Source organism: Aminobacterium sp. UBA4908 (genome assembly GCF_002398115.1).
Classification (GTDB): domain Bacteria; phylum Synergistota; class Synergistia; order Synergistales; family Aminobacteriaceae; genus Aminobacterium; species Aminobacterium mobile.
Genome location: NZ_DHCG01000007.1, coordinates 86307 through 101016, shown reverse-complemented (window position 1 = coordinate 101016; position 14710 = coordinate 86307). Strand labels below are relative to the sequence as shown.

Genomic DNA, 14710 nt, shown 5'->3' with positions numbered 1-14710 from the left:
AACTTTAACGGCACGTTCTCGCATTATGAACGTGCCGTTTTCTCATTTATAAAGCGAGAAGAAAGAGTACGAAGCCACGTCATCATATGTTGAAAAAGTCTGCTTCGATACTGCTCCGGCAAAGAAATAATACGAAACCATCTTGTTATAATAAGGTCCGTAGCAACCTCTTCCAAACGTCCATCTAATAATTCCTCCTCTACTGCCATACGTGAAAGACAGCTCAACCCCATACCAGCCTCTACTGCTCGCTTAATAGCCTCAGTGTGCCCAATCTCTTGTACGTTATGCAAGCGAATGTTTTTATGAGTCAACGCTGCTTCAAATGTACTCAAAGTACCAGAACCTCGCTCTCTCAAAATCCATTGTTCATTAGCTATCTCTTTTACAGAAACCACGGGACGAGCCCCAGCAAAAGAATGGGAAGGCGACGCTATTATCACCAGTTCATCCCAAAGCCATTCTTCTTCATATAAGTCACAGCCGTCTATAGCTCCTTCCACTAGGCCTATATCCAGAGCCCCCTCTCGAACAAGATTTGCAATTTCTTTAGTATTGCCTACATTTAAAGTCACCTTTACTTGGGGATTTTCCTCGCAGAAAATCTTCAGCCACGAAGGGAAAAAATAATTTCCTATAGTTGTACTACACCCTATGAAAAGTTCCCCTGTTAAATCTCCTTCTTCACTTTTAGCCATATCCACTAATTCTCTAGCTGAAGCAAGAATCTTCTCTGCTTCAGGAAACAGCATCCGCCCACGATCATTTAAAACCAGCCCTCTTCCTACTCGATGAAAAACAGGGCCTCCTATAATTCTTTCGAATTCTCTTAAAGCCATACTCGCCGCTGATTGACTTATAAAAAGTGTTTTAGCAGCCCTCGTTAAATTTTCATAACGCGCTATTTGCACAAAAATTTCTAATTGGCGAAATGTCATTATTTCCATACTTAAACCTCATTCATCATTTTTATTGATTGAAATTATCATAATAATAAGCTGGAATCAATAATACAGTCTGGTTATAGTATGTTGCATCTACGTTGGAATTTATCATAATTTAAAGGGGTTATACTTTGATGATAATACTTCAATCTCCATATTTCTGGATCATAACAAGCTTAGCATTAACTCTCTTAACAAAGTCTCTTGCCATTGCTCTCTGTTTTGGAAGTGCCATTGCTCTTTTATGGGGAAATCCTGCCAAAAAAGTTACGGGGATGCTGTCAAAATATCTTCTGCAACTTGCTGTTATTCTCTTTGGGTTCGGTTTGCAGCTTAATGTTATATTGAAAGTCGGCTATTCTTCCATAGGCATTACTTTTTTCAGCATTTCCACAACACTTTTTCTAGGTTGGGTTTTAGGAAAATTATTTAAAGTGGAGCGGAGTGTTTCTATTCTCATCAGCAGTGGTACGGCTATTTGCGGTGGAAGCGCTATTGCAGCTATGGCTCCTGCTATTGGCGCGTCTCAGGGACAAACCGCTATTGCTATGGCTGTGGTCTTTTTACTCAACGGAATTGCCCTTCTCGTCTTTCCCCATTTGGGGCACCTTATAGGCCTTAATCAAGCTGACTTCGGGGTGTGGGCCGCATTGGCTATTCATGATACAAGCAGCGTAGTAGGGGCAACCGCTATTTACGGAGCAGAGGCTCTGGCTATTGGCACAACTATAAAACTCACACGTGCCCTATGGATATTACCCCTTTCTTTTTTAGGGGCGAAGCTTAACAAAAGTGATAGCAAGGCAAAGGTGCCGTGGTTCTTATTTGGCTTCCTTCTTGCAGCTCTGATCCGTTCCCTCTTCCCAGGGATGGAGGACCTATGGCATCTGTTGGCTATAAGCGGTAAAAAGCTTATGGTTACAACTCTCTTTTTTGTTGGAGCCGGTCTCACTAGAGAAGATCTAAAAAAAATAGGCGGAGGATCATTGCTGAAAGCAATAACATTATGGATTCTTGTTTCCCTTATCTCTCTTACCGTAATAAGACTGGGGCTCATTAAGCTCCCAGTCTAATGTATGACAACACTCAATACCGGTCTGCAGTAGCTGCTTAAGCTCGACGCCTAGTTTAATTTATGTCAACATTGAATTGAAACCTCTTTTAAGAAAGAGAAGAGAAGTATATTCCCCCCTTAATATAATAAAAAAAGCCAGGGAAAAATCCCTGGCTTTAAATATCACTTTAAACAAAACCCTACGCTTCTACCGAACCATCCGACATAGAAAGGGAAAATACTACCGCCAAACTTGCCAAAATTAAAAATAAGGACATTACAATCACCTCTTGTATCCCACTCAAAACCTTTATACCCTATCAAACAAGTATAATAAAATTTTACTCCCGATGAGCAAACATGTCAATAGTGTTTGCTAAATAAAGTACAAATTATTGATATTTTATTTTAAAATTTATTACAATATTGGTCAACTTTTTATCTAACAATAATACTATACATTTATAAAATTCTACTGGGGTTTCCAAAGGTCCCTCTGTCATAGAACCTTTTTAACATGCATGTGTGTCAGAATATCTCCCACTAAAAATACAGTCCTATGAGTCTCCTTACATAGCGGAACCAATCATATCCTTACTAATAGTGCCGATCATTATTGCTCTTTCTTCTTTTATCCTCGCGTTTATTAAAAATTTTTTCAAAGCATATTTTCACGAATCTTATTGACATATTATATATCTAGACACTATGATGCATACAGTGACATGATTTCATGTGTGCTTTATTACGTAATCTAAAAAATAGGAGGGGGATCTTATGACTCAAAAATCAAAAGAAGTCAAAGAAAAACAACTCGCTCCACTTGGTCTATCGTTAGGCACATTTGCCCTTTGCGCATTCGTCATTGGTTTTTCCATTATGAAACTAGGCGTTGATGCTCATATTCCCATGGTCATTGCCGCCACGATCTGTGCTGCCGTAGCTATGTTTTTCCTCGGGAAAACATGGCAAGATGTAGAAAACGGCATTGTGAATGGCATACAATTAGCGCTTATACCTATTATTATCCTTATGCTTGTTGGCCTTCTTATAGGAAGCTGGATTGCTTCGGGAACAGTTCCTGCTCTTATCTATTATGGATTAAAATTACTATCACCTAGATACTTTCTTGCTGCAACCTTGCTTATTTGTTCTATTGTTGCTGTTTCAACCGGAACATCCTGGACTACCGCAGGAACAGTAGGAATCGCCCTCATGGGGGTAGGCGGAGCGCTTGGTATCCCCAGCCCCATGACAGCCGGAGCCATTATTTCTGGGTCTTATTTTGGAGATAAAATGTCGCCTCTTTCTGATACGACGAATCTAGCCCCAGCAGTGGCTGGCGGTGAACTTTTTGACCACATTCGAGCCATGGTCTGGACCACAGCTCCTACATACATCATAGCTCTTATTATTTATATCGTTATTGGCCTTCGTTTTAGTGGAGATACAGGAAACTTAGAGGATATAGCTATCATCTCTAATACAATGATTCAGACATATAAAATCAATATTATTACGTTAATCCCGCCTATTTTTATTATAGTAAGCGCTTGGAAAAAGTGGCCCGCTATCCCCTCTCTTATGATTGGAATTTTTCTCGCTTGTCTCACAGCCTTCTTCATGCAGGGACAAGGAATATCAGACCTTATTTCCATCGTCCATTATGGATATGAATCTGAAACTGGAGTCAAGGCTGTTGATGATCTGTTAACTCGAGGCGGACTTGACAGCATGATGTGGACCATTTCTCTCATCGTTTGCGCTCTTTCATTTGGAGGCATTATGGAAAGCTGCGGATTTCTCGAAAGCATCCTCTCCCATCTCAGCAAATATCTCAAAAGCGTACACTCTCTTGTGGGAATCACTCTCATTTCCAGTTACCTCAGCAACTTCTTTCTTGGCGATCAATTCCTCGGCATTATCGTTCCGGGAAGGACTTTCAAACCCGCTTATGAAGCGATGGGACTTGCTCCTCGTATGCTTTCAAGAACTTTGGAGGATTGCGGCACTATCTCTTCCCCTCTCATCCCCTGGACAGCTTGTGGAGCCTTCATGAGCAATGTGCTCGGGGTAGGATCTTTCACTTTTATGCCCTACGCCTTCTTCAACTGGCTAAATCCTATCGTAGCTTTCCTTATGACATTTGCTGGCATAGGTATTTTCTGGAGAAAAGCAGACGGTACCATTACACAGGATAAAACTCAGTCTGTAGCAGCACGTCAAGAGGCTTAGAGCTTTACGTTAAATTTAGCTTTTTATAAGGAAGGGGTTTTATAACCCCTTCCTCTCTATGTATCGGAAAAAAATCAAAACAAGGGCTACAAATATACCGATAATAATCCAGTGACTTGTACCTAGAATCTGGGGAATTGTTATTTTCCCCAAATCACCCCAGACGAGAATCGTCCTTTGCAAAAAAGGGTACGCTTCAGCATACAGAGCTGCACCTGATAACATTCCTAAAATTCCCCAAATAGCATCAAGTCGCCCTTCTCCAATAGCCCCTAGAGACGTGCCAGGACAATATCCCAGCAGAGCCCATCCTATTCCGAATAAAATTCCTCCGGGCAGCAAAGCTCCCAAAACAGTAGGCTTAATAGATAGCTTAACTATGTCAAGGTCAAATAAAAAATAAGTCCCAATCATACCCACAGTAATAGTAGAGAGCATAAACTTCAAAATGGTAAAATCCTTCAGCTTCAAGGCACCTAATTGTCTGTCATAACGAACAGTTTCAGATCGCTGAAGCAATATGCCAAAAATAAAACCCGTCAGCAACCCCAAAACAAGCTCTGTTTTCACAACCTGTCACCTTCCCCATATAATAAACGAGCAACAAGAATTCCTGCTCCAAAGAAAAGGGCTAGGGCAACATATCCGCTAACAGCTAACTGAAGCGTACCGCTCAGTCCGTGACCACTCGGTCAGCCATCTGCGAGTCGCGCTCCAAACATGGCTATAATACCTCCTACAAAAGCGGTAACAGCACGGCGTAACGAGCTTTTGCCGAAACGATCTCGCCATGTAATGGGGACCCATTGCACTCTATACGTTTTAGTAAAAAGAGAGCTTACAAGAGAACCAAGGAAGATACCTATAACAAACATAAATTGCCAGTCTATTTGGGGGATTTCTTTCATAAAATATGGCATTTGGGCTACTTTCTCAGGGCTAAAAATCTTCTCCACAAAACCGGCAGATCTTACAAAAGAAGTCGATGCTCCAAAATACTTTCCAGTAAACCATGTGGATAGGACAGAGAGCGCTCCTGCCAAACTTCCAGCTAAATAAGGATTCATCGGCATTCCCCTACGATTATACATATATAGCCCCCCTTCTTTTTCTATGTCGTCTATATTGTATATTAATCTGTCTTATCTTCCAATAGAACCTTAAGAGAGATAATTTCTAGGATTTTCCCATTTTTTATGTTAACGTAAAAACAATCGGGGAAGATAGGGGGAGCTAGTGCATGCGTATTGCTCTTATAGGTTTTGGAGGGGTAGGGAAAGCTTTTACTCGCCTTCTGGAAGAAAAAAAAGAGGAACTGAACCGGAAAAATATTTCTATTTCTCTTACCTACATTATCCGCAGTCAAGGCGGAGTATATGATCCTTTGGGTATCACTAATTCCTCAAGTCTCATCTTCAATCCTGCCATAACTTTTCAATCCCTTATAAAACGACGAGATGTGGATTTGCTTGTGGAAGCTACGCCTACCAATAAGGAGACAGGGGAACCTGGGTTAACCCATATCGCAGAAGCCCTCAATTCAGGAATTCATGTCGTTACGGCTAACAAAGGGCCAGTTCTCCTCGCTTATAGAGATTTGTACGTCATGGCGAAACGGAACCACGTACAATTTGCTATAGGGTGCACCACTGGAGGGGCTCTTCCTGTAATTAATGCTGGCCTTTTCGATATGGCTGGGGCCTCTATATCATCTATAGAGGGTATCTTAAATGGCACGTCTAACTTCATTTTTCAAGAGATGGAATTAAATGGAACCTCTTATCTAGACGCTCTTAAGAAAGCTCAAGGAATGGGCATAGCTGAAACAGATTCCACTTTAGATGTAGAAGGATGGGATACTGCAATAAAGCTATTAATTCTTGTCAATGTATTGATGGGAGAAAATAAAAAACTCTCCGATATATGTGTTGAAGGGATCACAACCATTTCTGCGGGGAAAATACAAGAGGTGCGCAGAGATGGAAAACGAATCAAATTAATAGGGAAAGCCAGAAAAACCGGAAACGACGTGATATTATCAGTACAATCTGAAACTATAGATTCTTCTCATCCTCTTTACGGAGTCAACGGAACAAACAAAGCCGTGCGATTTATATCTGACTCGCTGGGAGAACTCACGATAATAGGAGGGGCTTCTGGAACGACATCAGCCGCAGCCTCCTTATTACGAGATATTATTAATATACAAAAAGGATATCAATTTGTATCATGAATCTAGCATGATGCAACTAAACAGAAAATTCTTAACTATTTTTGTTCTTAATCTAGGCCCTAATATTGAGAAAAATATTTTTATTTTACTTCTTCCCCTTCTGCCAAAACTATACTCCCGCCTATTCTCTACGTAGCTAAAAGGCTACAATACAGAGACACTCTACGTAGCTATGCCATCTACCTTCGGACATAGGGGGGATTAGGTTAAAAGACTACAATACTAGAGATACTCTGCACTTCATCGTTTTGCGTTGTGAGGGAAATATACCTTTGAAGCAACAAAGAAGGGAGGGTATCCAATGGAAGATCCTAATGCCTATTGGAGTTGGAGTGTTGAGACTGCTTTTAAAGCCCTTGAAACGCAACCTACCGGCCTTTCGTGGGAAGAAGCAAAAAAACGGCGAGAAAAACTTGGAACTAACGTACTTAAAGCTAAAAAAAGCTATACACTGACTCGACTTTTTTGGGCTCAGTTACGAACCCCTATCGTATTTATTCTCATCTGCGCCGCCTGCATTTCTTTTTTCCTTCATAATCCTTCTGATGCCCTTATAATTTTAGCGATTGTGCTAACAAGCAGTTTTTTATCTTTTCAACAAGAAAAAGGGGCACAGGAAGCTACCTCTAAACTTTTAGCAATGGTTCAAATAAAAACGAAAATTATACGACAGGGAGAGCCAACGAATATCCCCCTAGAGGAAGTTGTTTCCGGAGACGTTGTTTTACTGTCCGCCGGCGATATTATTCCAGCAGACTGTCTTCTCATCGAAAGCAAAGATCTTTTTGTAGATGAGGCGTCCCTCACTGGCGAAACATACCCTATAGAAAAAATCCCCCTCCTTTTGGCCCCGCAAACTTCGTTGAACAAGCGAACAAACACCCTTTTCCTGGGCACTCACGTCATTAGCGGCACAGGAAGAGGGATCGTCGTAAATACAGGCAAAAAAACAGAGTTTGGAAAGATTGCCCAACAACTCCGCATCCGCCCCATAGAAACAGATTTTGAGAAAGGGATCCGACGTTTCGGCTATTTTCTAGTAGAGGTTACATTATTGCTTGTTATTCTTATTTTTGCTTTTAATGTTTTACTCTCCAGGCCTGTTTTAGACTCTTTTTTATTCTCTCTCGCCTTGGCTGTAGGCCTCATTCCTCAGCTTCTTCCAGCAATAGTAAGCGTTAATTTAGCCAATGGCGCTAAAAAAATGGCAAAAAGTAAGGTTATCGTCAAACGACTCTCAGCTATAGAAAATTTTGGAAGCATGAACATCCTCTGTTGTGATAAAACCGGAACACTCACGGCAGGAAATGTACGGCTTCATACCGCCCTTGCACCAGATGGGTCTCCTTCAGAGTATGTCTTGCACGTAGCTGCCATGCACTCAGCATTAGAAACAGGCTTCAATAATCCTATTGACACGGCAATAAAAAACGCACACCCCATCTCATATAAAGAAGCTCAAAAATACGACGAAGTACCCTACGACTTTGTTAGAAAAAGGCAGAGTGTACTTCTGGAATATAACGAACAAAACCTTATTGTCAGCAAGGGAGCTGTGAATTCAATTCTTTCTATTTGCAGCTCTATAGATATGGGACATGAGAAAAACACCTTTTCTATAGAGTCTTATTTGCCTTCTATTATAGAATTGTATAACGAATTAAGCTCTCAGGGGCTAAGAACTCTAGGCGTAGCCATTAAAAACATTGGTTCCTTGATACATTTCACAAAAGAAGACGAAAAAAACATGACGTTTATAGGTTTTTTAACGTTTTACGATCCTCCCAAAGATGGAGTTATTCAAGCCATCCAAAAACTTTCTGAACTAGGCATCTCCTTAAAAATTATTTCCGGAGACAATGCACATGTAGTCAAAAACATAGCGCAACAAGTGGGCATTATTGCACCTCGCGTTATAACTGGTGCTGACCTTCGATCAATAAGTGATGCAGCTCTTTTCCACCTTGCCAATCAATGCTCTCTATTTGCAGAAGTAGAGCCGAATCAAAAAGAACGAATCATTATGGCCCTCAAAAAATCCGGGAACAGTGTAGGGTTTATGGGAGATGGAATAAATGATGCTTCAGCCCTTCATAATGCAGATGTCGGCATTTCGGTAGATACAGCAGTAGATGTAGCCAAAGAAGCCGCTGACATAGTACTTCTTGAAAAAGACCTCGCCGTACTTTCTGAAGGCGTTATAGAAGGACGACGAACATTCGCAAACACAATGAAATACATATTTATGGCCACGAGTGCTAATTTTGGCAACATGTTCAGTATGGCTGGAGCCTCGCTCTTCTTATCTTTTCTTCCTTTAGTACCCAAACAAATTTTACTTATGAACCTGTTGACAGATCTACCAGAGATGACTATTGCCATGGACAACGTGGATAAAGAACTCATCCAAAAGCCTCAACGATGGGATATATCTTTCATTCGCAAATTTATGGTCGTTTTTGGCCTTATGAGCTCATTTTTCGACTACATTACCTTTATAATTCTTTTGTTCTTTTTCCATACTCCAATCTCCCAATTCAGAACTGGATGGTTTCTGGAATCCATAGCTTCGGCTTGCCTTGTCGTATTGGTTGTACGGAGCAGGAGACCTTTTTTCAAATCTCTACCTGGTTTCAAACTTCTTATAGCCACAATAGGTGTACTCTTTTTTATTCTTCTTTTCCCCGCTACTCCCCTTGCCACACTCTTCGGCTTTTCTCCTCTTCCCTCTTTTCTTTTATGGACACTTTTTGTCATTATAATGTGCATGACCCTCAGTGCAGAAATTATCAAGAAAATCTTTTATCGCTCTATTTCATAGTAGTATTTTTTGAAATATCCCTGAAAGTAAAAAAATAAACAGCATTATCACATGTCTGATGCAATGGATACTTGTAAAAGTTTAAATATTCAGGATAAAATACATATATATTCCCGCGAGAAGAAAGGATCCCGAGCTTGATAGCCTGCATTCTATAGAGAACATGGCTTCAAGCCTATAGGGCGTAGCAGGAAACTGCTGCGCCTCCCGCGTTTGGAAAGGAATCCCTTACTATAAACTAAGGAGGGAGAACTATATGTTTGACTGCTATGCTGGGAAAATTCTACATGTAGACCTGTCAAATGGGGAAATATGGTCAGTTCCTTTATCCGAGAATTGGGTCCGAAACTATATTGGAGGAGAAGGTTTTGGAGCTATTTATCTTGCTGAATCTTTAGCTAAAGGAATTGATGGTCTATCAGCAGAAAACAAGCTTCTTTTTGCATGTGGCCCTTTAACTGATACAAAGGCCCCTTGTTGTGGCCGAACTGTGGTTATGTTCAAGTCTCCCCTTACAGGAACCATCGGAGCTTCCAATGTGGGAGGAGCTTGGGCCCCCCAGCTCAAAAGGGCGGGATTCGATATGCTTGTTGTTCATGGGCAAACTCCAAATCCAACATATCTTTCAATCAATAACGATGAGATCACCCTGCATTCTGCAGAAAAAATTTGGGGGAAAACTACAAAGGAAACGACGGAAATAATCCGTCAAGAACTGGGGAATCCCGAAGCAGAAATCGCATGTATCGGCGAGGCAGGAGAGAAGCTTGTGCGCTTTGCAACCATAATGGTTGGGAACGAACACGCTGCCGGAAGAGGGGGTGGCGGTGCTGTAATGGGGGCGAAAAAACTTAAAGCAATTGCTGTTTATGGAACAAAAGCACGAACGCAAATACATAATAATGACCAATTTAATAACGCTGTAAAAAAAGCCATACAAGAACTTCACAATGAAGCCTTTATTCGGGAAGAGCTTATGAAATATGGTACCCCTTCTTTCTTTGATGCCATGAACAGCCTTGGTCTTGTACCAGCTTATAACTGGCAACGAACCACAACGAATTTCAACGATAGTCTCGGACATAAAGCCTATCATGAAAAATTGGAGGTAAAACAGGATCGATGTTACAACTGTCCAATTGGCTGTGTTCGCCTCACGCGCATTCCAAAAGGGAAATATGAGGGTCGTTCCGGATCGGGACCTGAATATGAGACATTAGCTGCATTTGGGCAAAAACTGGGGAATAAGGACCTCTACTCTATCACTGCCGCAAACTATATTGCAAACGATCTCGGCCTTGATATTATTTCGGCAGGGCAAGTAATAGCCACGGCCATGGAGTGGTATGAGAAAGGAATTATCGATCAAAACAAAACCGACGGACTTGTTCTTTCATGGGGAAACAGCGATGCTATTGTGGAGATAGTAGAACGCATTGCTAGGCGACAAGGTGATTTTGCCACTCTCCTCGGAGAGGGATCTCTCAGAGCTGCACAAAGTATCGGAGGGGACGCAGAGAAATATGTTATGCACGTGAAAGGGCAAGAAATGGCCGCAGATGGAGTGCGAAGCAGTAAGGGAGAAGCTCTATCGCATATGCTTTCTCCACGAGGGGCAGACCATTTACGTCCATATGGTGCTACTGTCGATGCTTTCGGCTACCTGGAAGAAGAACTTGGCGTTACCGAACGTGTAGATCCATTCAGTGAAGAAAACAAAGATTGGTTCAAGCCTTTTGAAGAGCTCTCTATGGCCGCAAATTTGCTTGGCGTATGCTTGTTCGCTAGTATCACCCTAGCCATAAAAGGAAGGACATGGGCAGAGCTTTTTAGCAGTGGATCTGGAAGAAAGTACAGCTATATAGACTTGTTTAAAGCAAGCGAACGAGTTATCAATATAGAGCGGCTTTTCAATATTCGCGAGGGATTTTCGAAAAAAGACGACTATCTCCCTCAGCGATTTAGTACTGAGCCCGCGCCAGATGGACCAGGGAAAGGACAAGTCGTCGATCAAGGCAGGCTTTTAGAGCTGGTTTATAAAATAAAAGGTTGGGATAGTCAAGGGGTTCCGACTAAAGAAAAACTCTCTGAGCTATATTTAACCGAAATAGGGAAAAAATTATTAGGTTGACATAGAAAGAATATTCAGTACCCCAAATGTCAAACGCAACGCTGGCATTTGGGGTGCACTTCGAAAAATGCCCGCCATTATCTCCTCCGATCTTGTTCCACAACTTAACAGGTGTTATTATCAACCCTCAGTTTGAATTTTGACTTTATATTGTGCATACATATTTCTTATCGAATAAAAGCAAAGGAGGTTTCCTTAAGAAGGCACTACAGTAACGTTATACATATGGAGGTGTTTCTTGTGTTGATGGAAGTAGTTAAATTTGCTAATGGAATTCTCTGGGGGAAGCTTATGACGTGGCTTCTTCTGGGAACTGGGGTTTTTTATAGCATTCGGTTATGGATTCCACAATTCCACCATTTTGGGCACACTTTTAAGGTATTGTTTGGAAGCAGGAGGTCAGAAGAGGGTGGTATTACGTCTTTTCAGGCTTTATGTACAGGACTAGCAGCCCAAGTAGGTACTGGCAACATAGCAGGTGTTGCAACTGCACTTGTTTCGGGAGGACCTGGCGCTGTTTTTTGGATGTGGGTAACCGCCCTTGTCGGGATGGCAACTATTTTTGCAGAGGCCGTTCTAGCCCAGTTGTTTAGGGTCAAAAATAAAGATGGCACATATCGTGGTGGTCCTGCTTATTACTTGGAAAAGGGGTTAGGACAACGGTGGATGGGAGTCCTTTTTGCGATAAGCATTATTGTCGCTATGCCTTTTGTTTTTAACGCCGTTCAGTGTAATTCTATTGTTGCCGGATTGCGAGGAGCTTTTTTCTCTAATGTAAAAGAAGGAGGAAACATTGAACTCTACTTGGGAATTGTCATAGCAGGCCTCACTGCTGTTGTTATTTTCGGTGGACTAAAACGGATAGCTCACGTAGCGGAGGTCGTGGTTCCATTTATGGCTTTGTTCTATATTCTTATTGCCTTAGTAGTAGTTATTATCCATATACAGCAGTTACCCGCCATTTTAGTTACTATCTTCAAAGGCGCTTTTGGAATAAAACAAGTGGCAGGAGGTATACTCGGGCATACAGTGGCTCAAGCATTCCGCTACGGTATGGCTCGAGGGCTTTTCTCTAACGAGGCGGGGATGGGATCCACCCCCAATGCCCACGCTACAGCAGACGTAAAACATCCAGCTCGCCAAGGTTTTGTAGCCATGATAGGTGTCTTTACAGATACTATTATTATTTGCACTGCTACAGCTGCTCTTATCCTTATTTCTGGACAGCTCGGCAGTGGCGAAACTGGAGTGGAGTTGACGCAACTTTCTCTTAAAACAGCTTTAGGTTCTTGGGGGCCAGCTTTTATCGCTATTGCCCTTACTTTTTTTGCTTGGACATCTATTCTTGGAAATTACTATTACGGTGAAAGTAATTTAATGTACCTTTTCCCGCAAGCACAAAAGGGACCTTTGCTTTTTTCGTATCGAATCGCCGTTTTAGGTATGATTATTTTTGGAGCCGTAAGTTCTGTACCACTCGTATGGGAGTTGGCAGACTTTTTTAATGGATTAATGGCTTTATTGAATCTTGTTGGCATTCTTTTGCTCTCTGGAGTCGTAGTAAAAGTTCTTAATGATTACGAAAGGCAATTGCAAACACAACCTGATTTTGAGCCACTATATAAGAGAACGGATATGTAATTTGTTATATAAAAAAAGGGTGCTGGGACATCTGTTCAGCACCCCTTTTGCTGGATTCTATGTCCAACTTTTTGAGCGCACTTCACATCCCAAACACCGCTTTTGATTATTCTTCTCTACCTTCACTATAAAGGCGCTTCATGGAATCTCGCAACCCCAGATAAACTGCCTTATATTCAGAGTACAGCTCATTATAAACTTCCGTATGTTCAGTTACTGGATAGACGGGCTCTTTAAAATGTAGCCACTCCTTCAAGATTTCTGGCCTGTCAAAAACACCCGTACCAAGACCTGCCAATAGGGCATCTCCAAGAGGAGCTTCTACATCTTCTTGAAGGACTTTCACTGGATAACCACTTACATCGGCAAAAATAGATGTCCAAAGGGAGGATTTCGCCGCGCCGCCTACAAGAACCATTTCTGGATCAAGCTTCACAGACGTTCCTAAGATGCTCTCCATATTATGACGAAGGGCATAAGCAACCCCTTCCATACAGGCTCGATATATGTGACCTTTGCCGTGATAAAGGCTCAACCCCATCAACGTTCCACGGGCACTGCTATCCCAAATAGGGGAACGCTCGCCCATCATATACGGAAGAAATACGAGGCCATCTGAACCAGCAGGGACATCCTGACTTTGAAGTTCCAGCAAAGAATATGCACTGACTCCGAGACGATTCTGGGTCTCCAATTCAAGAGTTCCAAAATTATTTCTGAACCACTGAATAACTGCACCAGCTGTAGCAGCTCCTCCAAAAGTGTAATTCTTTTTAAGAGGATCCAAAACGTGAGGATAACTGATCAATCGGTCGGTGAGATTCGCCTTTTCGGTAATAAACCCCCAGCACATAGATGTTCCTACCATGGCTACATGATTACCTTCCTCAAAAGCTCCCGCGCTTAACGTAGCTACCGCTGCATCTATGCCACCAGCTACAACAGGAGTCCCAGCAAGAAGCCCCGTAAGAGCAGCTCCTTCTGGAGAGAGCTTTCCCACTATATCTGACGAAGCTACTAAACGTTCAGGCTGCTTGGATACAGGAACCCCTAAGATAGAACACATTTCGTCAGACCAACCTCTTTTCCCGAGGTCGAAAATACCACCGATATTTCCAGCTGATGAATAATCGATAGCTACTTCCCCAGTGAGTTTATATATAACCCAAGCGTTGGGAGGCAAAAAAACAGCCGTTTTTTGCCATACATCTGACCAATTGTCACGTACCCACATCATCTTAGTAAAACCGTAATAGGAATCCACTGTATTGCCCGTGATCTCGTAGAGGCGCTCCAAATGTACGTGTTCTTTAACCCATTCCACCTGACGAGAGGCGCGTCGGTCCATCCAAATAAGGCAAGGCGCCAGAGGATTCATTTGACTATCGACAGGGATACCGGAACCACCATAAAGCCCACTAATAGCCATACCTACAATGTCTGCAAGAGGAACCCTTCCTACAAAGAGAAGATCACGAAGAACTTTACATGTGGCATCAAGCCAAATTTCCCCGTCCTGCTGCGCCCATAAAGGCTTCGGTTGGTCCACTCCATACTCGGCATGACTGGAAGCCACTATTTGCCCCTTTTCGCTTAGAAGAATGGCTTTCGTCCCTGACGTCCCTATATCAAGACCTATTAAATACCCCAT

The 14710-nt window shown here is 42.1% G+C and carries 10 protein-coding genes and 1 riboswitch; of the genes, 6 read left to right on the top strand and 4 right to left on the bottom strand.

The features are described from left to right. Window positions 1-23: 23 nt before the first annotated feature. Window positions 24-938 (bottom strand): LysR family transcriptional regulator, encoded by a 915-nt coding sequence (locus B4J50_RS06920; RefSeq protein ID WP_286954031.1) that lies wholly within the window; start codon window positions 936-938, stop codon window positions 24-26. 140 nt (window positions 939-1078) lie between these two features. Between B4J50_RS06920 and B4J50_RS06915 the strand changes: the two genes are divergently transcribed. Continuing rightward, window positions 1079-2017 carry a YeiH family protein gene (locus B4J50_RS06915; RefSeq protein WP_024822709.1) on the top strand — a complete coding sequence of 313 codons (939 nt, stop codon included), beginning with the start codon at window positions 1079-1081 and terminating at the stop codon, window positions 2015-2017. A gap of 758 nt (window positions 2018-2775) precedes the next feature. Beyond that, window positions 2776-4233, top strand: a complete 1458-nt coding sequence (gene nhaC, locus B4J50_RS06910) for a Na+/H+ antiporter NhaC (RefSeq protein ID WP_024822710.1) — start codon at window positions 2776-2778, stop codon at window positions 4231-4233. Between the two features lie 39 nt (window positions 4234-4272). Here the strand turns inward: nhaC and B4J50_RS06905 are convergent, their stop codons facing one another. Beyond that, on the bottom strand, window positions 4273-4803 hold the full coding sequence (locus tag B4J50_RS06905; protein ID WP_024822711.1) for a YeeE/YedE thiosulfate transporter family protein: 531 nt from the start codon (window positions 4801-4803) through the stop codon (window positions 4273-4275). Further along, a complete protein-coding gene (locus B4J50_RS06900; protein ID WP_156923387.1) occupies window positions 4800-5324 on the bottom strand; it encodes a YeeE/YedE thiosulfate transporter family protein in 525 nt (174 codons plus the stop codon). The genes B4J50_RS06905 and B4J50_RS06900 overlap by 4 nt, the downstream gene beginning before the upstream one ends. 149 nt (window positions 5325-5473) lie before the next feature. On the opposite strand from B4J50_RS06900, the gene B4J50_RS06895 reads away from it, so the two are divergent. The 4 genes from B4J50_RS06895 (at window position 5474) to B4J50_RS06880 (ending at window position 13059) form a co-directional block, all read left to right on the top strand. After that, window positions 5474-6466 (top strand): homoserine dehydrogenase, encoded by a 993-nt coding sequence (locus tag B4J50_RS06895; RefSeq protein WP_286846004.1) that lies wholly within the window; start codon window positions 5474-5476, stop codon window positions 6464-6466. Window positions 6467-6767: 301 nt separating this feature from the next. Further along, window positions 6768-9287 carry a magnesium-translocating P-type ATPase gene (gene mgtA, locus B4J50_RS06890; protein ID WP_286846005.1) on the top strand — a complete coding sequence of 840 codons (2520 nt, stop codon included), beginning with the start codon at window positions 6768-6770 and terminating at the stop codon, window positions 9285-9287. A gap of 117 nt (window positions 9288-9404) precedes the next feature. Continuing rightward, window positions 9405-9527, top strand: a riboswitch (molybdenum cofactor riboswitch). A gap of 16 nt (window positions 9528-9543) precedes the next feature. Continuing rightward, the gene (locus tag B4J50_RS06885) at window positions 9544-11418 is read left to right on the top strand and encodes an aldehyde ferredoxin oxidoreductase family protein (RefSeq protein WP_286846007.1); all 1875 of its coding nucleotides are present in this window, start codon (window positions 9544-9546) and stop codon (window positions 11416-11418) included. Between the two features lie 246 nt (window positions 11419-11664). Beyond that, on the top strand, window positions 11665-13059 hold the full coding sequence (locus B4J50_RS06880; RefSeq protein ID WP_286954050.1) for an alanine/glycine:cation symporter family protein: 1395 nt from the start codon (window positions 11665-11667) through the stop codon (window positions 13057-13059). A 106-nt stretch (window positions 13060-13165) separates the two neighbouring features. On the opposite strand, the gene B4J50_RS06875 is transcribed toward B4J50_RS06880, so the two are convergent. Further along, window positions 13166-14710 (bottom strand): FGGY-family carbohydrate kinase, encoded by a 1545-nt coding sequence (locus tag B4J50_RS06875; RefSeq protein ID WP_024822717.1) that lies wholly within the window; start codon window positions 14708-14710, stop codon window positions 13166-13168.